We start from the raw sequence: 21,390 nt of genomic DNA, 5'->3' as shown, positions 1-21,390 counted from the left end.
CGCGGCGCGCGTCCGGCCTGCGGCTCGGTTGCGATCCCCTCGACAGAGGACATGAAAACGACGAGACAAAGAGCCGCAGTCGCATGAGTGCCAAGCGGGCGACGCGCTCAACATCAACCCAACGACAAGGGAGCAGTAGCGGCGACCCATGCTCAAGCTCAGCGAGATACTGGTTTCCAATCAAGACATCGAATCCTTCGACGAGCTCGTTCCCGTCATCCAGGCGGTGGCGCGCTCGGGCGAGCGTTTCTTCAGGATGGACGTCAAGCCACCCTACCCCGATACCCCCGAGAACTGGGAGGACCGACTCGAGGCTGCCTTCAGCGGGCTCGTCCGATGACCCCCGGGCATTCGCCAGATCATTGGAAGGCGCCGTTATGAAGCAATTCGACATTCTGGCAACGCAGATTGCCGATACGGCGGCCGATTCGATCATCAATCGCAGCGCCGAGAACGCATCGCTCGAGTCGCACCTGACGACGCTGCAGGATCGGCTGAAGAATCTTGTCCAGATCCATGCCCCCGCGCATGCGATCGCGGACGCCCGGCTGCAGGTCGCACGCACGCTGGTGAGTCTGGAGCGCGGCGAAGAGGCTTGGCCCATCGGCCGGGCGGCCTTCGATCACTTCATCGCGCACGACTCCTTCGAGCTTGCCGCCGACGCCTGCGATGTCTTGTTTCAGGCCGGCCAAGAAGAGTCACTCTGCGCGCTCGGCCAAGGGATCTGGCTGGCGGTGACATGCCCGATCGATCCCGAGCTGACCATCGAGCTGCTCAGTCACGTGATCGACGAGACCCCGGACGACGCCGACGGTGCCGCAGTCGCCGCGACCACGGCACTCTTCATCGCCGATGTCCGCGCCCGGGAGCGTCAACGCGACGATCTGATGTTCTTCGCGACCCAGATGCTCGGCACGGTCGCACGGCGACATAGCGGGGTCGACTCACCCGAGCAGCTCGAGCAGTGGATGGAGCGCCTCGAGCTCAAGGAGCCGGAGAAGTTCCTGGTGCGCTTACGCAACGTGGTCGACGTTCTGGTGCAGGACGACTGGTGGTTCGACCGACGTGCACTGCAGGATCGCCTCCCGTTCGCATGAGCGTACAAGGCCGCACCACGCGTCGAACACACTCGATAAGCAAAGCACTCCACGGACAAAGACGATGTTTTGGAATGACGACGACAACCCCGACCGGATTCGCGTGCTGGACGACATCGTCGATCTCCTCTTCGGGATCGACTGCAAATGCATCCCGGTCGACCACGCCTACCTGCTCGCCGAGGCGCTGAGACAGACATTGCCCTGGATTGCAGAGGAGCCCGGGGTCGCCGTGCACTCCGTGCACGTCGCTGGATCACAGAACGGCTGGGAGCGACCGGAGCACGGGACGGACTCCTATCTCGTCGTCTCCCGACGGACCAAGCTGACCCTGCGGGTTCCACGACACCGCGTCACGGAGGTATTGCGCGATCTTCCCGGGGCCAAGCTCGACCTCGGCGGAGAAACGCTCGTCGTGGGCGCGGGCAAGACCAGGTCGCTCAGCACCGAAAACACCTTGTTCTCTCGGTATGTTGCACTCGATCTCGCCGCCGAAGCCGACGAAGACGAGGGCGCCTTTCTCGAGACCGCCGCGCGCGCCCTCGCCGAGATGAATATCCGCGTGCGCAAGGCCGTGTGCGGCAGGACCAACCGACTCGCCACGCCCGAGGGTCTCATTTCAACACGCAGCCTGATGCTCGCCGGACTGACGCAAGACGAATCCATCCGACTACAGCAACGGGGGCTCGGTCATCACCCACTTCTGGGTTGCGGCATCTTCATTCCGCACAAAGGAATCGACTCGGTCAAATCAAGCCAAGGCTGAGCACGACTCGACGCCGGCTTCGTCCGCAAAGCAGTCGCGTCCGCTCGGAATACGCGCCACGTCCTCGCGCCGTGGCCGCCGGACCGCCCTCCCGCGGAGCTTCGTCACCTTCGAGCGCTTCACATGGACGCCACCGGATCCGCAGGCGCACAAAAAGATGTGACGCCTGCATCACAAAATCATAAGATTAGGAAGTTTGAATCAACCCCTAATGACGGGTACATCGGCATGCGACGACTGTACCCCGCCGAGCAAAGACGAGAGGAGCAACCATGGCCATCGAAGTCAATGGCAAAACCATCGAGACGACCCCAAGCGGCTATCTTCAGGACCTCGCAAACTGGAGCGAGGATGTCGCGTTGAAGCTCGCCGAGATCGAGGGCATCACCTTGACCGACAAACATTGGGACGTGATCAACTATCTGAGAGACGAGTACCACAACAACGCCCAAAACCAGCCCATGGAGCGCGTGGTTCTGAAGGAAATGGCCAAGAGGTGGGGCTCCAAGCCCACGAGCAAGGATCTCTACACACTCTTCCCGCTCGCGCCGACCAAACAAGGTACCAAGATCGCGGGCTTGCCCGAGGTGCTGCGCAAAGGCGGTTACTGACACGATCCGGTCTGCCGGCGATACGATCCAAGGACGGATCAAGTTCCGACCCGGAGTCGACCGGGGCTTGCCGTTGAAACCGCTGCGACGCATTCGGCCTTCGGCCGTACCCAATCTCTGGTCCGGCTTCCACTGCGTGCATCCTGCTTCTCTCTCGCGGAACCAACGCAGAGAGCGTCCCGACTGATCCTGCTTGCCGCACCCCCGCGATAAGGGCTTCGCCCGGCCGATCCTTCCGCCACACCGGGACTTGACTTGATCATGCCGCGCGAGCGGTGCGCCTGATCGGTCGATCGGTCGGACTCCCTCGAGTCGAAACCTCTCGATTTTCGTTGATCCAGATCATTCTTCCGCTCTTCGCCGGGAGATCACCACAGCGCAACGCGCAATCCGACTTTACTCCACATCCGGCGTCCTATATAAATGCGAACGCTTCTTATTTGTTTTCGTATCGAGCTGGAGTATCGGACATGTATCCCACCCTCAAACACCCCATCGGCCGCGGGCTCGCACTGGTCACGCTGACCTCAGGTCTGTTGGCCGGCTCCGCCTCGCCGAGCTGGGCCTACGACGTCACCGAGAGCTTCTCGCTCGGCGCGGTGCTGGGTGCGGCGGGTCAATGCCAAGAGGGTCTCGGCAGGTTGTTCGACGAGGACGGGCAGTCGCTTGACGGAGACACCTGCCGGGGTGGCATGCCGTTTCAGCTTGAATTGAGCGTTCGCCCCAGCGAGCGCGACGAGCTCTACGCCCTGCTCGGTTATGCGGTGGACAACGGCCTGAACGACGTCTCGCCCTTCGTGCTCGCCCCCTGGGCGGTCGATCTCGAGGACGATCTGAAGGACATCAACGGGCGCGGGCGCGACTACCTGCTGCAGGCCTGGTACAAGCACACCTTCACGCTGGGCGAGGACGCTACCCTCGGCACCACCTTCGGCATCATCGACTCCACCGGCTATCTCGACGAGAACGCCTACGCCAACGACGAGTTCACCCAGTTCATGAATGAGGCGTTCGTGAACTCCGGCGGCTTCAACCTGCCCTCCTACGATGCCGGCGCAGCACTCGAGCTTGCGCTGGGTCACTGGGAGATCAAGGCAGCGGCGCTGAACATCGGCGAGAACAACGACGGCAACAACTACAACTTCTGGGGCGCGCAGCTCGGCTATCGGCTCGACAGCGCGCTCGGGGAGGGCAACTACCGCGCCGTGATCACCGGCACCTCCTCGGCCTTCGTCAAGCCCCGCGCGGACCTCGGCGAGGAGGCGGAGTGGACCGAGGACGCACCGCAGGACGGAGCGCCGGTCGGTGCGGAGAAGACCGATCTGATGGGCTACGGCCTGTCCTTGGATCAGGCCCTCGGGGATCATCTCGGCGCCTTCCTGCGCCTGACCTGGACCGATCATAAGGACATCCTCGACTACCGTGGCCTCTACACCGGCGGCCTGCAGCTCGCCGGCGGCCTCTGGGGCCGCGAGGCCGACACCGTCGGTCTGGCCTACGGCTATCTCGACGGCGCCGAGACCGGGATCTCCAGCACCAATGTCGCCGAGCTTTACTACCGCTTCGCCGCCAATGACTTCCTCGCCCTCACCGCCGACATTCAATACATGGCCGACGCCTACGACAGCGGCGAGGACATCGAGGGCTGGATCTTCGGGCTGCGTCTCGTCGCGGAACTCTGATGAAACCGCGATGAAACCGCGTCCGGTGGCGTCATGTCCTGTGGTCGGGCTGTTCCACCTTGCAGGTATCAGCGAGCGACGGTGTCGACGCGGTTTCATGATTCCAAGGACACTTGACGATGCAGCGCCCTACCGGGGCTCGCAAGTTCACCTCGGCCTACCTATTTCGGTTGTTCCTGAGTCGACCCCAATCTCCTGAACCGCGTCGCGCCGAGGCTGCTCTTGGGCGAAAGGGCCGAGAACACCTCGGAGCATGCGTCTCGCGGAGAACGCGGTTCAGTCGCGGTAGAGTTGCGAATTGCCGGGATGGCCGCATGCCTGCTGTATCGACTCGCAACCGACATCAAACCATCGCATGACACAGCAAGCCATTCGCTTCGCGTTCGACAACAGCTATCGACGTCTGCCCGATCGTTTTCACGCCCGCATCCGCCCGACGCCCGTCACGGCGCCCGGTTTGATCAAGCTGAACGCGATGTTGTTCGAAGAGCTCGGCCTGGATCCATCGGCGGCGCAGCCGGAGGTGGCTGCGCCGCTCTTCGCCGGCAATCTCCTGCCGGAGGGCGGCGATCCGATCGCGATGGCGTATGCGGGCCATCAGTTCGGCAACTTCGTCCCTCGACTCGGAGACGGCAGAGCGATCCTGCTTGGCGAGGTGCTCGACCGTGCCGGAAAACGTCGCGACATCCAACTGAAGGGTTCCGGACAAACCCCCTTCTCGCGCAGCGGCGACGGGCGCGCGGCGCTCGGACCCGTCCTGCGCGAATACATCCTGGCCGAGGCCATGCACGCGCTCGGGATTCCGACCACCCGTGCGCTCGCCGTCGTCATGACCGGCGAGCCGGTCTATCGCGAGAGCATCCTGCCCGGCGCGATCCTGACACGCGTCGCGAGCAGCCACATCCGTGTCGGAACCTTCCAGTATTTCGCCTCGCGCGGCGACACCGAGGCCGTGCGGCATCTCGCCGATCATGTCATCGCTCGCCATTACCCGGAAGCCGCCGGATCAGACTCACCCTACCTCGCACTGATCCAATCCGTCTTGGAGCGACAAGCTGCCCTGATCGCCGCCTGGATGCACGTGGGCTTCATCCACGGCGTCATGAACACCGACAATATGGCGATCTCGGGCGAGACGATCGATTATGGGCCCTGCGCCTTCATGGACGCCTATGATCCCGCGACCGTCTTCAGCTCGATCGACCGCGGCGGCCGTTACGCCTACGGCAATCAGCCCGGGATTGCCCAATGGAACCTCGCCCGCTTCGCCGAAACACTACTGCCCTTGATCGACGGCGCATCGGACGCCGCGATCCAGCAGGCGACCGACCTCATCCGCGGCTTCTTCGGCCGCTACGAGGAGCACTGGACCGCCGGCATGCGACGCAAGCTCGGCCTCGCCACCACCGAGCCGGAGGATGTCGACCTCATCCACGGGCTTTTGGACGCCATGAAGGCATCGGATGCCGACTTCACACTGACCTTCCGCCGCCTTTGCGACGCGGCCGCGGATCCACAAGCCGACAGCGGCGTACGCGATTTGTTCGTCGACCCTCAGGCCTATGACGCCTGGGCCGCGCAGTGGCGGGCACGACTCGAACGAGACCGGCAAACCCCCGCCGAGCGCGCCGCGCGCATGCGCGATACCAATCCGGCGGTCATTCCGCGCAACCATCGCGTCGAGCAGGCGCTGACTGCGGCCGTCGAACAGAGCGACTTCGGACCGTTCGAAACCATCCTGCACGTCCTCGAGCGCCCCTACGAAGATCGCCCCGAGCTTGCCGGCTACACCGAGCCGCCGCAGGAGGATGAGCGTGTGTTGAGGACCTTTTGCGGGACCTGAGGCGACACCGCCGGGAACACCGGTCATCCTGCGCCGGCCGCTGAATCCCCTTCATCGTCGGCAGTCCCGGAATAATCCGCGATGGTTTGCGCACCAATCCGGAAGCAGCATTTCCATTTCGGAAACCCCACTTCCAAATCACAATACGTTGTTTTTATTCAAGTCATCTCGGATTTCACTCAAACCGACGACGAAACCAAATCCAACCGCTACACTAAGCTTTTGATGATGATCATCGTCCACCCTGGCACAAGCATTGCGAAGTTCCGGTTGCCGTTCTCGGCCAACCAGAACACCAACTGAGGGTTAGGAGAAACGCGATGAGCTATCTGAAAGACGAGATCACCGCACGTGTCGATGCCTATAACCATTGGGCGACCCGCCGCCGCTTCGGACCCGATGGCCCGAACAACCGTCGACTCTGGGTCTTGGCCTGCATGGACGAGCGCCTGCCGGTCGATGAAGCACTCGGGATTCGGGTCGACAGCCCGGTCGGCGGCGGAGACGCCCATTGTTTTCGCAATGCCGGCGGGATCGTCACGGACGACGCCATCCGATCGGCGATGCTCACCTGCAACTTCTTCGGGACACAGGAGATCGTCATCGTCCAACACACCCAGTGCGGGATGTTGTCGGCAAACGCCAAGGACCTGGAAGCGGCACTCCGGGCCAAAGGCGTCGACATCGACGAACTGACCCTGGATCCGACCTTGCCCGAGTTGAAGCTCGCTCCGGGCGGCTTCGCGAAATGGATCGGGATGATGGACGATGTGGACGTCACCTGCATGAAGACGGTGGAGACGTTCCGAAATCACCCGCTGATCCCGAAGGACGTGGGTCGTCAGCGGCTGGGTTTGGGAGGTGGAGACCCGGCGCTTGCGCCCGCCCCTGCTCGATGACGAGAAGCGCGCCCGTACGGATGTGACCTCCGCGCAGTTCGGCGTCACGACGCCGCAGCCCAACCGCTGGCGTTGATCGAAACGGCGCCCGGCTCGGGCGCCGACTTGCCTCGCGCCACGACACTTGCTCGACGACGAGCGTCGACATCAAACAGAGAGTCCTCCGATGCCGATCTACGACTACCGGTGCACCTGCTGTCAAACCTCCTTCGAGAGATCCCAGTCCATGAACGCCGAGCCGCCGTCCTGTCCCGCCTGCGGGGGCACAACGGCTCGCGTCTTTCTCTGCGCACCGGCGGTACACGGCCGCATGGCCCGGGGTCGCGATCAGGCCGTTCGCTCGCTGCAGCCTGCCGACACGCCGCGGGGTCACCAACACGGTGCAGGATGCGGGTGCGGGCACTCATGAGAGCCCCTTCTCTTTTTGGCTGAACGATTGACCTTATCGATCATCGAACATGCCTGAAGCAACCGGATCACCGTCACGCGCGGTCGCCTTTCTTCAATCCTTCGTGGCCGAGATCGCCAAGGCGATGGATCGGGCCGAATGCCCCAGTTGTGCCGCTCACCTCGAGCAGATCGAGCAGATCGGCCTGACGGCGGGTGTTTGCCTGGAGGAGAAGGCCCGCGAGGTCCTCGGCTCGCCGGGACCGTTGGACCGGGACCATTACGCGGACCTGATCGTCGAGATCAAGAATCAGATCGGCGGGCGATTTTCCCGCGCGTCCTGCGGAGCCGGGATGGTTCGGGTCGTCAACAGCCGTTGCCCCTTCGGCGAGCAGGTCAAGCATGCACCCTCGCTCTGCCGGATGACGTCGAGCGTCTTCGGCGGAATCGCCGCGCGCCACTTCGGATATGCGAAGGTGGAGTTGCGACAGACGATCGCGAGCGGGGATGGCTCCTGCAACGTCTGCATCTATCTCGATCGGCAGCTTGCCGCACGCAACGAAGGCACCGAGTACCGGGCGGACGGCGAGCGCCTGACCTCGGGAAACCTCACGACACTCATGACACCCGGGATTCGCCGGCGACTGCGCGAGAACTGGTGCCCGCCGCCGGTCGATATCGGCAGCACCGACGCGGCCCTGCAGCCGATCGTCGCAGAGTCCGCCGCGATGCGCTGCGGGCGGTCCGAATCGTGGCGCCGACGGACGTGACCGTCATGATCACCGGCGAGACCGGCTGCGGAAAGGAGCTTGTCGCACGCGCCCTGCATGGGCTCAGTGCACGTCGCGACAAGCCGATGGTCACGGTCAACTGCGGCGCCATTCCGGAGAATCTGGTCGAAACGGCCCTCTTCGGGCATGAGAAAGGCGCCTTCACGGGCGCCTACGAGGTGCATCACGGCTACTTCGAGCGTGCCGAGAAAGGGACGCTCTTCCTCGACGAGATCGACTCGCTCCCGCTTTCGGCGCAAGCCAAGTTGTTGCGTGTCATTCAGGAAGGCGAATACGAACGGGTCGGCGGCAAGCGCCACCTGCGCTCGGATGTCCGGATCATTGCCGCCTCGAACCGCGAGATCGTCGCGATGGTCGACGCCGGACATTTTCGTCGCGACCTCTTCTATCGACTCAACGTCGTGCCGATCGCGATCCCCCCGCTGCGCGAGCGCCCCGAGGACATCGACGCCCTGATCACGCACATCATCCGCAAGCTCGCCCAACGCTATGCCACTGCCGAAAAGACATTGGTTCAAGCCGCGCGGCTCAAAGCCTTGTCCTATGCCTGGCCGGGCAACATTCGAGAGATGGAGAACGTCCTCGAACGCGCCTTCATCTTTGCCGCGGATGCTCGGATTACCGACATCGACGTCCCGGTGACGACGCCGAGCGAATCCCTCCCGGCATGGCGCACACGCAAACAGCAAGCAGCCAAGCAGGCCGAGGTCGAAACGCTGACACGAGCCTTGAGGGTCAGTCGCGGCAATGTCGATCAAATCGCGACTCAGATGGGCATCACGCCGCGAGCGGTCCGCATGAAGCTCAAGGCGCAGGGACTCAGGGCTGCGGACTACAGGTAGGGTCTCGGCGGTTGCGCCGTCGGTCGCCACAGCCGCACCGCCTCCAGAAAGCTGAAATAGATCGTGCGGTTGAAGATGATGTGATCGAGCAACCCGATGCCAAGCAGAGCACCCGCGGCCTTGAGCTGCCGGGTCACAGCGAGATCCGCTGGCGACGGCTCCAGACTCCCGGCGGGATGATTGTGGGCGACGATCACGGCGGAGGCCCGATCGGTCAAGGCGTCGGCGAAGACCTCGCGCGGATGAACGTGCGTGCGGTCGACCAGACCGATGGACACGACCCGAATGTTGATGATCTCGTTCGCCCCGTTGATGCTGGCACAGAGAAAGTGCTCTTGCTTGCGGTCGGCATAGTGCCGCACATGCGACAACAAGTCGGCTGGGGTCTCGATCCTTGCCCCGTCGGGCTTAATGCGGCGACGCGCGAACTCCATGGCCGCCATCACCAAGGTCGCCTTCGCGTCGCCGATGCCATCGAGTCCGCGCAGATCGTCCGCCTCCACCTCGAGCCCCTTCTCGTCGATGACCCTGGCCAGTTTGGCGGCAAGCGCCATCACATCCGTGCCCGGTGTGCCCTTGCCGAGCAGCACGGCCAGCAGCGGTTGATCGAAACCCGTCTGGAACTTGCTGGCCACCACCATCAACCGGTAATCGTCGCCCTCGAAGCGGTTCTCGATCAGCTCGCCGTCCGCGAGCCCGTTGACCGCATGCTCGCTGACCGACACCTTTCGGATACAGCCGCTCCTGATCCGACCCGGGGACGACCGGACAATGAAGTCACCGTGGCCAGGGACGGCGTGGCGGTAAAGGCGACGAAAAGCTGGTTACGGTCATGCTCGCGGATGATCCGGGCGATGGTCTCCTCCGAGTCCTTGTCGTCGCCCTCGGCGTCCTCCGCATCCGGATCCCCCGACGCGCGAAACGGCACGCAGATGGCCACCCCCATCCGGCCCTCTTGCGAACGATGGGCCTCGTCGATCAGAAAGGCCACCCGCAGACCCTCGAGGTCCGGATTATTCTCGATCTGCTCCAGCACCCAGACGAACTTCTGCTGGGTGCTGACGATGATCGACTTACGCTCCTTCAGCAAGCGCGGCAGATGGTCCGCCTTGCGTGCCAGACCCACCACGTCCTTGAGGTGCGCAAAGTTCTCGAGATCGTCCCGGATGTTGGTATCAAGCGATTTGCGGTCCGTCAGGATGAAGACGATGTCCACCAGCTTCTCGCCGGTGCCCGGCTTGAAGAGGCTGTGAAGCCGGTCCGCAAGCCAACAGATGGAGAGCGTCTTGCCGCTGCCGGCCGAATGGCCGATCAGATACTTCCGACCGATGTCGCCCGACGCCGCAAAGTGCGCCGCGGCATCGTCCGCGACCTTCCGCACCATGCGGCTCTGGTGATAACGCGGCAGGATGGTGAAGGCCGGACGTTCCGGCTTGTCGTCCTCGGCCTCGCGGTGCGGCACCCGAACCAGGAAGAAGGACAGCATTTCGAGCAACTGGTCCTGCGAGAGCACCTCGCGGTACAGAAACTCGATCGGGTACTCCCCGTCGGTTTGCGGCCGATTGATCAACCCACTGTTGTGCCAACGGAAGTTCTCGACGCGGCACGGGTCGCTCGCGGCCATTACATCGCTCGTATCCGCAGCGAGATAGAGAAACGGATGTTGGAAGATCTTGTGGCCGTGGTCTCGCGCGGCGAACTGCGCGACGGCGTTGTGAACGCTCTGGTTTTTCTCGTGCTTCAGCTCCAGCACGACGATCGGCAGACCATTCAGGAATCGGACTGGGTGGCCGTGAGGAACCTCCAGAACTCCTCTTCGGCGATGCAGTTCTCGGTGTCCATGATGTCGGACTGTTCGAGCACGCCATAGCCGTGCACACGCACCAGGCAGGCCGCGATGTGCTGCTGAAAGCTCAGCTCCGGGATGTGCCGTCGACCTTTTGCCATGTCGGATCTCGATTCCCTGATCGTCGTTCCGGCCCTAATCGATGCACACGGATGGACGACGTGTGCCTTGAATCCTGTCGGGTTCTAAACCGCGTCCAGAGTGAAATGCGTCATTTTCACGTTTTGTCGGACTCAAGGATTTTTCCGACCTTTGTAGTGACGCGGTTTAGAGTTCAATGTTTTTTAACACGTTAAACCGCGCCGGCTCCGAAAGTTTGCGGAGCTGGCGCGGCCGAGCCAATCCAACAAACAACGCATACCGCACCGGGCGCGGTTTAAAGTCTCTCACGGAGACATGGAGCGCACCAAGAGCAGCCTCGCTTAATCAGGCCCGCCGGCCACCCAAACCTTCAAGGGCTCCACATCCGCCGCCGTGATCCGCCGCCGTCCGGTGACGCATTCATGGATCAGGGATTTTCGGTAAGCGCCGAGTGTATCGATCTGCGACTCGATACTACGAACGATCCGTCCGATGCGATCCAGCTTCTCGTCGAGAAAGGCACAAATAGCCCGTTGTTCATCGATCGAGGGGCGAGGGATCGGGAACAGGCCAACCTTGGTCGAGTTCGTGCTCGCCAAGTTTGTCGTGCGTTTGCCGGTCGCCTCGAAGTAGTCGCGACCATACCGAGAGGCGGTCAGATAGGCCAGAAACTCCGGCAGCAGTTTGTGCTTGAAGCAGCGGATCGCAAAGATGTGGTTCTGATGGAGACAATCCGGGATCTCGCCGTTCCGAACCGTGCCGCGACCCAATTTGTCGAGATCGCCGCCTTCCGTCATCAGAACATCGCCGGAGCAAAGCGTCACCCGAGCCGCACCTCCTCCGGCACGGCGATCGTCGTCACATGCGTCAAGCTCAGATGCCCATCCTGAACGTTGGCGACTCGAAGATAGGGCTTTTCGACCACCCTGCCCTCGTATACCTTGCCGAGTGTGAGGCCGCCTTGAATCTCGGAGACCCGCTTCAGGCTCGACAGCTCCCAACCCGACGGGACCTCGGGCATCCAGACATTGCCGGTTTGCTTCTCTCACAAGCTGTGAGATGAATTGAGCGTCCGTGTAGGTCCGATAGAGCCGAAGCATCCGCCAGACGTTCTGGGGCGACAACCCGGTCGTCCCGGGAAAGGCCGCACTCAGATCACGGGCGATGACCTCGACAACGGATTCGCCCCAACCCATGACCGCCTGCTTCTGGTCAATCGACTGTCCAATGTCCCAATAGAGATTGATCAGATCGCGATTGATATGACGCGCGGTCGAGAGACGCGCGGCGGTGACCCGTGCCTTCAGATCGCCGATAAACTGCCGGTATCCCGAGGTGACGATCATGTCTGAATCGGCGCCTTTCTTCACTGCGCCAAACCCTCCAAGAGCGTCTCCGCCTCCTTCTCCAGACGCCAGAATTCGGCGCGCAGCTCATCCGCGGGCTTGGGCGGCTGGTAGCAGTAGAAGTACTTGTTCGGCAGGATTTCGTAGCCGAGCTGCGGGCTGTCCTGCCAGCGGATAATCGGCTTGGCGATCTCGCGGTCAAGAAACGCCTCGATGTCCTCGCCGAACGGGATGTATTCGTCGTCCTTCACATAGTGTCGGTGGGTCCAGTCGACGGACAGCACCTGCGGCTTATTCTGCATGAGCGCCTTGAACTGCCGAGCCGCGTTGTCCTTCGGACCAAGGGTAAAGGTCCGCGTCGTCTCGGTCTCGCCGATCTTCATGCGCAAGCGAAAGCTCAGCTCGCTGTCGTAAAACTCCTGCTCCTTCTTGAGGTTCGCCGCCGTGAACGCCTTCTCGTAGGGCTCGGTGACGGTGGCGGGCCGGTCGTCTTCGTCCAACTAACTGCCAGAAGACGACGCTGACCTTGTGGTCGGCGAAGTCTTCGCGCCGGAAGCATTTGACCTGCTCGTCGACGAAGCCCTCCTCCCGGCCTTCGCGGTAGCGCTCCTGGATCCAGGCACGGTGACCATCGCTGATGCGGTTGCGCTTGTTGCCGAAGGATCTGGGCTCCTTCTCGTACTGCTGGCGGGCGTCGATCAGCATCACGCGGCCGCGGTGGGAGGCCGGCTTGTCGTTGCGCAGCAGCCAGATGTAGGTGTAAATGCCGGTGTTGTCGAAGAGTTGATCGGGCAGCATCAGGATGGTGTCGAGCCAGTCGTTCTCCAGGATCCAGCGTCGGATCTCGCTCTCGCCCGAGCCGCAATCGCCGTTGGAGAGCGGCGAGCCGTTGAAGATGATGGCGATGCGGCTGGCGCCCTTCTCCGGCTGCTTCATCTTGGCCAGCATGGTTTGCAGGAAAAGGAGCGCGCCGTCGTTTACGCGCGACCTGGCCAGCTTGCGCGCCTCGGTCTCGTAGCCGTCCTTGCCGCCCCAGGTCACGCCGAAGGGCGGATTGGAGAGCATGAAGTCGAAACGGTATCCCGCTTCCGGAAGCTGATCGCCCGGCTCGCGGCTGTGGGAGTCGTGCGGGATCAGCGAGTTGCCGAGATAGACCTTGGCTTGTCGGTCGTTCTTGATCAGCGAGTCGGCCTGACAGATGGCGTAGTTGGTCGGCGACATCTCCTGGCCGTGAACGGTCACGAGCCGCTCCACGCTGTCGCGTTGCTCCGGCGTGGCGGCGCGGTCGAGCAGATGCTCTTTGGCCACCGACAGCATGCCGCCGGTCCCGCAGGCCGGGTCGTAGACGGAGATGTGCCGCTCGGGGACAGGGATGTCCAGCAGCTCCACCATCAGCCGGATCACCTCGCGCGGGGTGAAGTGCTCTCCGGCCTCCTCGCCGCTTTGCTCCGAGAAGCGCCGCAGCAGCTCCTCGTAGATGTAGCCCATCTCGAGCGGCGAGAGCTTGTCGGGGCCGAGCTCCAGTTCCTTGTACTGATTCAGGATCGGAGCGAGACGGTTGTTCTTGACCATCTGCCCGATGGTGCCACGGTAGTTGAAGTGCTCGATGATGTCGTCGACGTTGGGCGAGAAGCCGTTGATAGAGTCACGAAAGCTCTCTTCGAGCAGGGTGTGGTCTTCCTCGTAGACGCTGCGCAGCGTCTTGTCGGTCCGGTTCCAGAATGGAGCCGTGCCGATCTCCAGCCCCTTCACCAGCTTAGCGAGCGCATGCTCGGTCAAGGTGGGCCGGTTGGACCGCACCTCGGCCGCCTTGTCCTCCCGCCACTTGATCAGGACGCACTCCAGGCGCCGGATCACGATGATCGGCAGAACAACGCTCGACGCGGGCGGATAGCGATTGCCGAGACGACTTGACAGCGGACTGCTCGCGAAATAACCTTAATAACAACGATTCGCATTTGTAAACCGACTCACGCGGAGTGACGGCCATGCCGAGAGAATCCCTGCCCGAGAGCCCGAGTCAACGTGCACAGTCCGCCGCCGCACTGCGCGCGGATCTGCCGCGGATCGACAGCAACGCGCTGCTGCGCGGCAACAATCTGCTGCTGATCGATCACGCGGGTGATCGTTACGTCCTGAGAATGACGCGCAACAACAAATTGATCTTGACCAAATAGGCAAGCGCAAGCCTCCGCTCCGGAGGCGCGCAAAACTTTGGTGAATGCCGGGAAATAAGCCACCGGGTGTAGGTGCGAATTTATTCGCACTGACCGCCCTTCAGGTCTTCCGCTCACCCGCAGCCGGGATGCTTACCAGGAAATCACCTTAGGCACGACCGGATCGACGGCGACTCGTCCACCAGAGCGCCAGTCCGGTCAGACCCATGATGTAGCCGATGCCGCCGAGGATGTCCTGGAAACGGATCCGGTCCTCCGCGGCGACAAGTTGCTCGCGCAACGGGCGAATCTGGCGCGCGACGGCGCGCTCGATTGCCGACTCCAACGCGGGGTCCAGGATCGCCACGGAGGTTGCCGATGTAGAAGATGCATCGGTCTCGACGATCACGGGCTCGTCGCGCCGATGAGGTCTTTCAGCTTCTTGGGCGATCGCCCCCCCGTACCCGAAGCCCGTCGCCAGCTCGGCCGCGGGGACACGCCACTCGGCTTGATGACCGTCGCTCGTGATGGCCAGGATCAGATGATCCACGGGCGCAGCAGCCGTATAGACGAACCTGCCCTCGCCGTCCGGCGCCAGCTCGGCCAGCACCCCGCCCTCGCCATCCCGGACCTCGATTCGCGCAACCAAAGCGGCACCGCCGCCGGCGAAGTAGGCCGATCCGCTGATCCGTGCGCCTTCGGCGAAAGCGAAGACTTGGAGCTTATGCGCGAGGGCCGGGTCGCCGAGAGTCAACAACAGCACAAGCGCGGCGACGCGGCGAGCGGCGCTCGTCGATCCGTTCGCGCTGAACGCCATTCGCGCTCGACCCTCGGCGATCCTCGCGCCGATCTCTGCGCCGCGCATCAGCGCATCTCGCGCGTATGGATCCAGATCAGCGCACCCATCTCGACCGGAACAGCTTCCCCGTCGGGATTCTTCATCGGCTCATCGCCCTCGATCAGGGCGGCGAAGCCCCACCAGCCGGCCTTGGGCATGGCATAGCTGAAGACCCCGTTCCCATCGGCCTTGATGACCTGGGTGATGTAAGGATCCGATGGCGGCTTGACCGAGCCGTCGTTGCGCCACTCGACCTCGACCTCGGCAAACGGCACCGCCTTGCCGTCTTGCTTGACGATCCCTTGAAAGAGATTGCCGGCCCAGAGTCCGTAAGGTCGAACCAGAGGTTCGATCTCGACCGGCAGACCGAGATCGGCGTCCCAACCCTCCTCCGCACCGAAGGCATCGACGACGACCTTGGTGTATTGCACGATCATCGCTTCCTCGGCCGGCTCCCAATAAGGCGCGGGCTCCAGATAGAAGACATAGTCGCCCGGCTGCTTGATCTTATAGTCGAGACGATAGGTGCGCTTACCGTCCACATCCCCTGCCTGAAGGCTCGACTTGAGATCTTCCCGACCACCCGGACTCAGAACCCCGACCTGAACGGGCTCTCCCATCGCCATCAGCGGACCACCTTCCATGGGATGCGTGAAACGCATCTCCAGCGTCACGCTGTTGCCGGTCTTCGCGTTGATGATATCCGTGGACGGGATGAGCTCCTGAAAGTGGGCATGGGCAGCGGCTGCGCCTAGGAGTGCGACGGCGAGAGAGACCCGGATCGGGGAAGATTGGCTGGACAAAGGCGTCATGATGGATTCCATCGATAGGTTGCGGATCAGGGTCGGGCTGAGCCGCGTTCCACGCGAGATGTGCGCTCCGAGGTGCTTTCGGCCTCGGAGCGCAAGAGTCGCCTCGGCATGACGCGGTTCAGGAGGTTGTTTATAAAATCATGAAAGCGCGGCGACAACGACAAAGCGATGATCCATCGAACTTAAACCGCGCCCGGAACGAATTCGGGCTTCGGGAGATTTGCTCTTCGGGATACTCGGGGATTAAACCTGCCGGCCGAAGTCCATGCCGCGGGCCAATCGTATGAACGATTGTAAAAAGATATTACGCAGGGGTGTCAAGCATCGTGTTCGGTTGACCGCTGGAGCAGCCAGCCAGCCGCGTGACTCGCACCGCTGGTTTCGCGTTGACAAGCATCAACCCGCCATCTATCTTTAATGCGAACGATTCGCATTACTAGACTAGCCAGCAGTCGGGACGGGGCCTTCCGGATCTCGTGCCGACTGCTCGCGACAGGTTCCAGGCCCGTTCGACGCGGGACTCCCGTCAGCCAAACCCCGGACGCTTCGTCCGTATCGCCAGCGGGGCATTGTTCGACAACAGCTCGATGTCTCAGGAGACACACCATGCCCATCGATACCCCCTTGCATTCGAGCGCCGATCTCTCCCGGCTCAAACCGGAGGATTTAGAGCTTCATCTGGGAGAACTGATTCGCCGCTACGTTCGGCACCGTTCGGCCGATCTCGCCGAACGGGTCGTCGAATACATCGAGGCGCTCTACCTGCATCCGGATCTGGGGCCCGATGCCGAGCGGTTTTGTGCCTATCGCAGACTGGCGCGTCATTGGCGCTGGCTCGCTCAACAGGGCGCCATGGTCGCGCATTGAGCAGGACCTCGCCGACAACAACGCCGACCCTCCGGGGCCAGTCAAGGAGCGTGCCATGCCGCCCTACATCGAGCTAGGAAACATGCCGAGCGCGGCCGTTATGCCGGCCTCTCGACTACGCTTTCGACCGGAAAGCGAGAACACCCCGGGCAATGTCGACCGCTGGGCGGCGTTCCTCCGGGAACTCGTCGGTGCCGGAGAGATCCGCATCTGCACCCGCCAACCCGCGGTCACTTTGGAGCACCGCAGCAACTGGCCGGACACTCGCATCGAAGACTCCTTGGGGATCGCTTCGGGCCGCCGGTTCACGCTTCGGATGCTGCTTGATCGCTGGTCTCACATCGATCGATCCGCAACGGATGCGGCAGACCGAGACCGGCGCGGGGACCTCGCCATCCTGGACATGAAAGGCGCACCCCTGCTGGATCTCGGTTTCGGCGAGGACCATCGAGGGCTCTCCTCGGACATCCTGACTCGATGCCGTGCCCTATGCCGGGCCCCTTCAGGGTCCGAGCCGTCACCGAAGCGCAACGGGGACGCAGGGAAGCTCGACGTCGATGCGGTTCGCGGACTGGTGGCGGAGCTGGGGGATTCGCTCGATCTCGCCGAAGCGACGGGCCAGCTCCGACTCAGTCCCGCACGGCTGCGTGAATGCGGTTGCGCCAAAGCCGTGGACGCCGCGTTGGTTCCCTGTTTCATCGAAGCGCTCGCGGAGCAGGCGCTGCCCGTTCGCATTGCCACCGGAACCGCGGGGGTTGCTTACAGCCTCGACTGCGCCTTCTTCGGCCATCGACGCGACGGCCTCTGGCAGACCCTGCGGAGCGACTCGGCACGCTGGCGAATCGACACCTCGAAGATCGACTCGGCCTGGGTGTTGAAGGTCTCCGAAGCGGCGCACGAGCAGACGTCACTCCGACTCTACGACGCGCGAGGGCGGTCGTTGGCAACGATCGTTTCGCTGCCTGGATGCGTGGCCGGCGAGAATCCGATCTGGCGCACGCTCGTCAACGCGCTTCAGGACTAAACCGCGCCCGCTCCGGCGGTCGTCAAGTCTGCCGGGAGCGATCTCATCCAAACGCATCGCATACCGCGCCGGGCGCGGTTCAAGAAGGAGCCTCCATGCAACGGCTTATTTTCGAGGTGTCCGTCCAGGCTGCGCGACTTGCGATCTATGACTTCGAAAGTCAAGAGTTGCTCGCCGAGGTCGAGGGTTCGTCATGGCACCGCATGCTCGAGGAGCTGCGGATCGGCAGCGGGCCACGCCAGCGCACCTGTTGCGCGCATCATGCCGAGGCCCCGACGGATGAGACCCTACGACAGACCCGAGGCGCGCAGAGCAGGCTATCGCAAGCGCTCTTCCCCGAAACGGACGTGCTCGCGTCGCCGCCGATCGCACTCTCGCGATCGGCGAGCCCGTCGATCTCGGGCGCTGCCTCCGCGGCAGCGTCGACCGAGCTGTCCGACCCGCCGAGCCGTCTGCCGATCCAGAAAACGACGAGGCGGCGCAAGCTGTGGGACCTCCCGCACAAACACCATTGCCCGATCATCGGGACCTGCCTCACGGTAGACGAGCTGCGTCGCATCGCCGAGCGGACGGCCCAACGGCCCGACACGCCCTTGTCGGAGTTCGACATCCATGTGAGTTTCGTCGCGGCGGCGACCGAGAAGAATCCCTTGTCGCTGGCGACATACAAGACACTGGAAAAGAAATTCGCTACGAGCGTTCGACGCTATACCAAGGCACGTGACGCCGACGCGCTCCTGACGCTCTGGAGCGAATCGCTCGCCAGCGGGGATGTCCCCGGCGGGCTCTGGGCACTCATGACACATCCGCGTGCCGACCATCGGGTGATGACACGCGCATACGAAGAGATCCACATGCTCTCGCATCAGATCGGTGCCGGGCAGCGTGCCGATCTCAAGCGGCTCACCGAGACGCGCACGCAGCTCGAGCGACTCCAGCGCGATTTCGATCATCTTCATACGCGCACGCGCCAACAGGCAGACCTGCGCGAAGCGCGAATCCGCGCCCTCGAGACCGCCCTGGCGCGTCGGGAAAGCCAGTACGCCGAATCGCGCGCGCTGGAGCAGGCCCTACGCGAACAGCTCGACGTGATGCATGGGCCAAGCCATCACGAAAGGATAAAGGCACTGGTCGAGCAGGTCGCGGACCTAGACGCCGAGTTGAGGCGGCTTCGCGAGGAGAACGCAATTCTTCAAGACGCCGGCACACAGGCGCGACACCAGGCCAACGCGGCGGAATGCGCCCGGCGCACGGCACAAGCCGAACGCCGGGCGACCGAGCGACTGCTCGAGCACCTGCTCTCGGATCGGTGCGACGGCTGTACGTCGGAGTCGTGCGCGCGGCCCAAGGATCTTGCGGGGCGATTGGTGCTCTGTGTGGGCGGGCGCAAACAGCTTGTCGAGCAATACCGCGCGATGGTGGCGGGCTGCAACGGTCGCTTCGACCACCACGACGGTGGCATGGAGGACAACCAACACCGTCTCGAGGCGATGCTTGCCTCGGCCGACATCGTGGTCTGCGCAACTGACTACGTCAGCCACGGCGCCTACTATCGGACCAAACGGTTCTGCAAACGCACCGAGAAGCCGCATGTCCTGCTCGGCAACTCGGGGCTGTCTTCGTTCGCCTTGGCGATCGAGAACCTGGCGGCCTGAGGCGATCGCTCGCTTTCGGCAAGCGCCGCGCTGCTCGGGAGACGGAGAAAGCGGTCGTCGAGACGGAAGGCCTCGACGACCGCCGCAAGACGAGCCGAAGGGCTCAGGGCATATGATCGAGACCGATCTTCGATCCGGCTCGGGTGTTGGCATCTCCGGGGCGAAGAACCAGCGGGAGAATCACCACAAGCGTGCCGATGAGCAGGAGGATCTCGAGGGCATAGACGACGTCGTATCCCAGCCCGGGCCAGGCCAGATCTTCTCCGAAGACACCGCGGTTTGCCATCCCCATGACGACGTCACGCAAGATGCCGCCAGCGGCGAAGGCAACACCCATCGCCGTCGCCTGAACGGCACCCCAGGCGCCGAGTGCCAAGCCGCTGAAGCCGCCCTCGGCGAGGGCCATCGCCGCAGTCAAGGTTGCCACCATGAAGAGCCCGCCGCCGAAACCGATCAGCCCAGCACCGGCTCGATACAGCCAGGTCGCATCCAAAGGGGCGGACAGGATCACCGCGACAAAGGCGAGGATTCCGATCAGTGCACCGATCGCCGCAATCCGATAGGGCTCGCTACCGCGCCCCATCAGGCGCGCGGCCAGCACGAAAGCGAGCAGTGATCCGGCGGCCCAAATGGCGTTGAGCGCGGTCGTCTGGGAGACGCTGAGCCCGAGGATCTGACCGCCGTAAGGCTCGAGCAGGATGTCCTGCATCGTGAAACCGAGCGTTCCGAGACCCACGACCACAAGCAGTCGGCTCGCTCGACCGCCGCGGGTAAACTTACGCCAGGTCTCCATGAACGGCGGCCGCGGCACCGGATTGGCCGCACGCTGCTGATCGATCGCCTCCTGCTTCCAGAGGGCTACCACGTTTAGGATAATCGTCGCCAGAGCGACACCCTGAATGACCTGAATAAGCAGCTCGTTGCTGAAGTTGGTGAGCAGCTTTCCGAACAAAAGCGAGCTTCCCGCCCAAGCAGCCAAGAGGGTGACGTAGAGCAACGCCACAACCCGCGGGCGCTTCTCCGGCGGCGAGAGATCGGTGGCAAGCGCCAAACCTGCAGTTTGTGTGGTGTGGAGTCCGGCACCGACCAACAGGAAGGCAAGCGCAGCGCCGAACTGTCCGAGCACATTGAACTGGTTATTGACATCGGCAAGCAGCAGCAAGGCGAACGGCATCATCGCGAATCCGCCGAACTGCATCATGCTTCCAAGCCAGATGTAAGGGATGCGGCGCAGGCCGAATGCCGAGTGGTGGTAATCCGACCGATGGCCGATCAGTGCACGCAGCGGCGCGAAAACGAGCGGCAGCGCAAGCATGAGACCGACCAGCGATGCGGGTACGGCAAGCTCGACGACCATCACCCGATTCAGGGTTCCCTGCAGCAGCACCATGGCCATACCGACCGAGACCTGAAACAGGGACAAGCGCAGGATTCGGCGCAGCGGAAAATCGGCCGACGAGACATCGGAAAAAGGCAGTATCCGAGGCAGCAGCTCGCGCCAGGCTTGCGCCCAGGGATCGTCTTTACGACTCATGCCGGGATCAGCTCCACAGGTGAAATAGGCTCGGAAACAAGAGGGGTGAGGATTATCGCACTCGGTGCATCAATGATCCACCATGCCCGGATCGGGACGGAAAGGCACTGGGCCCGATCACGCACGACGCGGCCGGACACCGAACAAGCAATCCTAAGGAGGGGTCAACTGCTCGACGGGAGAGCGGCTTCGGGCGGGAGGTCGATGTCGGTCCGAGTTCGGGAATCGGCGGGTATCGGGTTTTCGAAGGACGGGATTGCCGGGTAGAGGCATCCCCGCCCTTCGGTCACGATAGGCGCGCCGTGCGGCGCCG

At 63.0% G+C, this 21,390-nt stretch carries 24 protein-coding genes and 1 pseudogene; 14 read left to right on the top strand and 11 right to left on the bottom strand.

Annotated features, from left to right (window positions below; genetic code table 11):
- Positions 1-148: 148 nt before the first annotated feature.
- The 10 genes from B4N44_RS10700 (at position 149) to B4N44_RS10660 (ending at position 8,918) form a co-directional block, all read left to right on the top strand.
- Positions 149-340 carry a sulfur relay protein DsrC gene (locus tag B4N44_RS10700; RefSeq protein ID WP_093028002.1) on the top strand — a complete coding sequence of 64 codons (192 nt, stop codon included), beginning with the start codon at positions 149-151 and terminating at the stop codon, positions 338-340.
- A 37-nt stretch (positions 341-377) separates the two neighbouring features.
- Entirely contained in the window at positions 378-1,097 is a 720-nt protein-coding gene (locus tag B4N44_RS10695; protein ID WP_296700522.1) for a hypothetical protein, read from the top strand.
- A gap of 64 nt (positions 1,098-1,161) precedes the next feature.
- Complete coding sequence (gene cas6 / locus B4N44_RS10690) at positions 1,162-1,863, top strand: type I-MYXAN CRISPR-associated protein Cas6/Cmx6 (RefSeq protein ID WP_296700519.1); 702 nt, start codon at positions 1,162-1,164, stop codon at positions 1,861-1,863.
- A 272-nt stretch (positions 1,864-2,135) separates the two neighbouring features.
- On the top strand, positions 2,136-2,474 hold the full coding sequence (locus B4N44_RS10685; RefSeq protein WP_296700516.1) for a TusE/DsrC/DsvC family sulfur relay protein: 339 nt from the start codon (positions 2,136-2,138) through the stop codon (positions 2,472-2,474).
- Between the two features lie 470 nt (positions 2,475-2,944).
- Positions 2,945-4,156, top strand: a complete 1,212-nt coding sequence (locus tag B4N44_RS10680; RefSeq protein ID WP_296700513.1) for a carbohydrate porin — start codon at positions 2,945-2,947, stop codon at positions 4,154-4,156.
- 355 nt (positions 4,157-4,511) lie between these two features.
- Positions 4,512-5,999 carry a protein adenylyltransferase SelO gene (locus B4N44_RS10675; RefSeq protein ID WP_296700510.1) on the top strand — a complete coding sequence of 496 codons (1,488 nt, stop codon included), beginning with the start codon at positions 4,512-4,514 and terminating at the stop codon, positions 5,997-5,999.
- A gap of 320 nt (positions 6,000-6,319) precedes the next feature.
- A complete protein-coding gene (locus B4N44_RS10670) occupies positions 6,320-6,898 on the top strand; it encodes a beta-class carbonic anhydrase (protein ID WP_296700507.1) in 579 nt (192 codons plus the stop codon).
- 166 nt (positions 6,899-7,064) lie between these two features.
- Positions 7,065-7,307 (top strand): FmdB family zinc ribbon protein, encoded by a 243-nt coding sequence (locus B4N44_RS19950; RefSeq protein WP_414718140.1) that lies wholly within the window; start codon positions 7,065-7,067, stop codon positions 7,305-7,307.
- A 49-nt stretch (positions 7,308-7,356) separates the two neighbouring features.
- Positions 7,357-8,055 (top strand): methanogen output domain 1-containing protein, encoded by a 699-nt coding sequence (locus B4N44_RS10665; RefSeq protein WP_296700504.1) that lies wholly within the window; start codon positions 7,357-7,359, stop codon positions 8,053-8,055.
- Positions 8,056-8,060: 5 nt separating this feature from the next.
- The gene (locus tag B4N44_RS10660) at positions 8,061-8,918 is read left to right on the top strand and encodes a sigma-54 interaction domain-containing protein (RefSeq protein ID WP_296700639.1); all 858 of its coding nucleotides are present in this window, start codon (positions 8,061-8,063) and stop codon (positions 8,916-8,918) included.
- Here B4N44_RS10660 and radC read toward each other — a convergent pair.
- From radC to B4N44_RS10625, 8 genes and pseudogenes are all read right to left on the bottom strand, one after another.
- Positions 8,909-9,643: a JAB domain-containing protein gene (radC, locus tag B4N44_RS10655; RefSeq protein WP_296700500.1), complete on the bottom strand. Its 735-nt coding sequence runs from the start codon at positions 9,641-9,643 to the stop codon at positions 8,909-8,911. The genes B4N44_RS10660 and radC overlap by 10 nt on opposite strands.
- Positions 9,595-10,671, bottom strand: a complete 1,077-nt coding sequence (locus tag B4N44_RS10650) for a DEAD/DEAH box helicase family protein (protein ID WP_296700495.1) — start codon at positions 10,669-10,671, stop codon at positions 9,595-9,597. The genes radC and B4N44_RS10650 overlap by 49 nt, the downstream gene beginning before the upstream one ends.
- A gap of 17 nt (positions 10,672-10,688) precedes the next feature.
- Entirely contained in the window at positions 10,689-10,865 is a 177-nt protein-coding gene (locus B4N44_RS10645) for a hypothetical protein (RefSeq protein ID WP_296700492.1), read from the bottom strand.
- A gap of 321 nt (positions 10,866-11,186) precedes the next feature.
- Positions 11,187-11,642 carry a hypothetical protein gene (locus tag B4N44_RS10640; protein WP_296700489.1) on the bottom strand — a complete coding sequence of 152 codons (456 nt, stop codon included), beginning with the start codon at positions 11,640-11,642 and terminating at the stop codon, positions 11,187-11,189.
- 23 nt (positions 11,643-11,665) lie between these two features.
- Entirely contained in the window at positions 11,666-11,866 is a 201-nt protein-coding gene (locus tag B4N44_RS10635) for a hypothetical protein (protein ID WP_296700486.1), read from the bottom strand.
- 31 nt (positions 11,867-11,897) lie between these two features.
- Positions 11,898-12,191: pseudogene (locus tag B4N44_RS19945) on the bottom strand (DUF1016 N-terminal domain-containing protein); the annotation flags it as partial.
- 20 nt (positions 12,192-12,211) lie between these two features.
- Positions 12,212-12,493 carry a hypothetical protein gene (locus B4N44_RS10630; protein WP_296700485.1) on the bottom strand — a complete coding sequence of 94 codons (282 nt, stop codon included), beginning with the start codon at positions 12,491-12,493 and terminating at the stop codon, positions 12,212-12,214.
- A complete protein-coding gene (locus B4N44_RS10625; protein WP_296700482.1) occupies positions 12,483-14,048 on the bottom strand; it encodes an HsdM family class I SAM-dependent methyltransferase in 1,566 nt (521 codons plus the stop codon). Before B4N44_RS10625 ends, B4N44_RS10630 begins: the two co-directional genes overlap by 11 nt.
- Before the next feature lie 131 nt (positions 14,049-14,179).
- On the opposite strand from B4N44_RS10625, the gene hemP reads away from it, so the two are divergent.
- Positions 14,180-14,368, top strand: coding sequence for a hemin uptake protein HemP (gene hemP / locus B4N44_RS10620; protein WP_296700477.1), 189 nt, complete (start codon positions 14,180-14,182; stop codon positions 14,366-14,368).
- Between the two features lie 148 nt (positions 14,369-14,516).
- Here the strand turns inward: hemP and B4N44_RS10615 are convergent, their stop codons facing one another.
- On the bottom strand, positions 14,517-15,212 hold the full coding sequence (locus tag B4N44_RS10615; RefSeq protein WP_296700475.1) for a hypothetical protein: 696 nt from the start codon (positions 15,210-15,212) through the stop codon (positions 14,517-14,519).
- Positions 15,212-15,997, bottom strand: coding sequence for a DUF4198 domain-containing protein (locus B4N44_RS10610; protein ID WP_296700473.1), 786 nt, complete (start codon positions 15,995-15,997; stop codon positions 15,212-15,214). The genes B4N44_RS10615 and B4N44_RS10610 overlap by 1 nt, the downstream gene beginning before the upstream one ends.
- Before the next feature lie 606 nt (positions 15,998-16,603).
- Here B4N44_RS10610 and B4N44_RS10605 point away from each other — a divergent pair.
- The 3 genes from B4N44_RS10605 to B4N44_RS10595 all read left to right on the top strand — a co-directional run bounded on the left by B4N44_RS10605 (position 16,604) and on the right by B4N44_RS10595 (position 19,543).
- Complete coding sequence (locus B4N44_RS10605; protein WP_296700471.1) at positions 16,604-16,864, top strand: ATP dependent RNA helicase; 261 nt, start codon at positions 16,604-16,606, stop codon at positions 16,862-16,864.
- 55 nt (positions 16,865-16,919) lie between these two features.
- Positions 16,920-17,888 carry a hypothetical protein gene (locus tag B4N44_RS10600; protein ID WP_296700469.1) on the top strand — a complete coding sequence of 323 codons (969 nt, stop codon included), beginning with the start codon at positions 16,920-16,922 and terminating at the stop codon, positions 17,886-17,888.
- 95 nt (positions 17,889-17,983) lie between these two features.
- On the top strand, positions 17,984-19,543 hold the full coding sequence (locus tag B4N44_RS10595; RefSeq protein WP_296700467.1) for a DUF2325 domain-containing protein: 1,560 nt from the start codon (positions 17,984-17,986) through the stop codon (positions 19,541-19,543).
- 103 nt (positions 19,544-19,646) lie between these two features.
- Here B4N44_RS10595 and B4N44_RS10590 read toward each other — a convergent pair whose 3' ends face one another.
- Entirely contained in the window at positions 19,647-21,077 is a 1,431-nt protein-coding gene (locus B4N44_RS10590) for a BCD family MFS transporter (protein ID WP_296700464.1), read from the bottom strand.
- Between the last annotated feature and the right edge of the window lie 313 nt (positions 21,078-21,390).

The organism is Thiocapsa sp. UBA6158 (assembly GCF_002423035.1).
Classification (GTDB): Bacteria; Pseudomonadota; Gammaproteobacteria; order Chromatiales; family Chromatiaceae; genus Thiocapsa.
This window is presented reverse-complemented; position numbering and strand designations above follow the sequence as displayed.

Bases quoted from the DNA above. Each gene is read 5' to 3' on its own strand.
- B4N44_RS10700 (WP_093028002.1), top strand. From the start codon at position 149: ATGCTCAAGCTCAGCGAGATACTGGTTTCCAATCAAGACATCGAATCC.
- B4N44_RS10695 (WP_296700522.1), top strand. From the start codon at position 378: ATGAAGCAATTCGACATTCTGGCAACGCAGATTGCCGATACGGCGGCC.
- cas6 (WP_296700519.1), top strand. From the start codon at position 1,162: ATGTTTTGGAATGACGACGACAACCCCGACCGGATTCGCGTGCTGGAC.
- B4N44_RS10685 (WP_296700516.1), top strand. From the start codon at position 2,136: ATGGCCATCGAAGTCAATGGCAAAACCATCGAGACGACCCCAAGCGGC.
- B4N44_RS10680 (WP_296700513.1), top strand. From the start codon at position 2,945: ATGTATCCCACCCTCAAACACCCCATCGGCCGCGGGCTCGCACTGGTC.
- B4N44_RS10675 (WP_296700510.1), top strand. From the start codon at position 4,512: ATGACACAGCAAGCCATTCGCTTCGCGTTCGACAACAGCTATCGACGT.
- B4N44_RS10670 (WP_296700507.1), top strand. From the start codon at position 6,320: ATGAGCTATCTGAAAGACGAGATCACCGCACGTGTCGATGCCTATAAC.
- B4N44_RS19950 (WP_414718140.1), top strand. From the start codon at position 7,065: ATGCCGATCTACGACTACCGGTGCACCTGCTGTCAAACCTCCTTCGAG.
- B4N44_RS10665 (WP_296700504.1), top strand. From the start codon at position 7,357: ATGCCTGAAGCAACCGGATCACCGTCACGCGCGGTCGCCTTTCTTCAA.
- B4N44_RS10660 (WP_296700639.1), top strand. From the start codon at position 8,061: ATGATCACCGGCGAGACCGGCTGCGGAAAGGAGCTTGTCGCACGCGCC.
- B4N44_RS10645 (WP_296700492.1), bottom strand. From the start codon at position 10,865: ATGGCAAAAGGTCGACGGCACATCCCGGAGCTGAGCTTTCAGCAGCAC.
- B4N44_RS10640 (WP_296700489.1), bottom strand. From the start codon at position 11,642: ATGACGGAAGGCGGCGATCTCGACAAATTGGGTCGCGGCACGGTTCGG.
- B4N44_RS10635 (WP_296700486.1), bottom strand. From the start codon at position 11,866: ATGCCCGAGGTCCCGTCGGGTTGGGAGCTGTCGAGCCTGAAGCGGGTC.
- B4N44_RS10630 (WP_296700485.1), bottom strand. From the start codon at position 12,493: ATGCAGAATAAGCCGCAGGTGCTGTCCGTCGACTGGACCCACCGACAC.
- hemP (WP_296700477.1), top strand. From the start codon at position 14,180: ATGCCGAGAGAATCCCTGCCCGAGAGCCCGAGTCAACGTGCACAGTCC.
- B4N44_RS10615 (WP_296700475.1), bottom strand. From the start codon at position 15,212: ATGCGCGGCGCAGAGATCGGCGCGAGGATCGCCGAGGGTCGAGCGCGA.
- B4N44_RS10610 (WP_296700473.1), bottom strand. From the start codon at position 15,997: ATGACGCCTTTGTCCAGCCAATCTTCCCCGATCCGGGTCTCTCTCGCC.
- B4N44_RS10605 (WP_296700471.1), top strand. From the start codon at position 16,604: ATGCCCATCGATACCCCCTTGCATTCGAGCGCCGATCTCTCCCGGCTC.
- B4N44_RS10600 (WP_296700469.1), top strand. From the start codon at position 16,920: ATGCCGCCCTACATCGAGCTAGGAAACATGCCGAGCGCGGCCGTTATG.
- B4N44_RS10595 (WP_296700467.1), top strand. From the start codon at position 17,984: ATGCAACGGCTTATTTTCGAGGTGTCCGTCCAGGCTGCGCGACTTGCG.
- B4N44_RS10590 (WP_296700464.1), bottom strand. From the start codon at position 21,077: ATGAGTCGTAAAGACGATCCCTGGGCGCAAGCCTGGCGCGAGCTGCTG.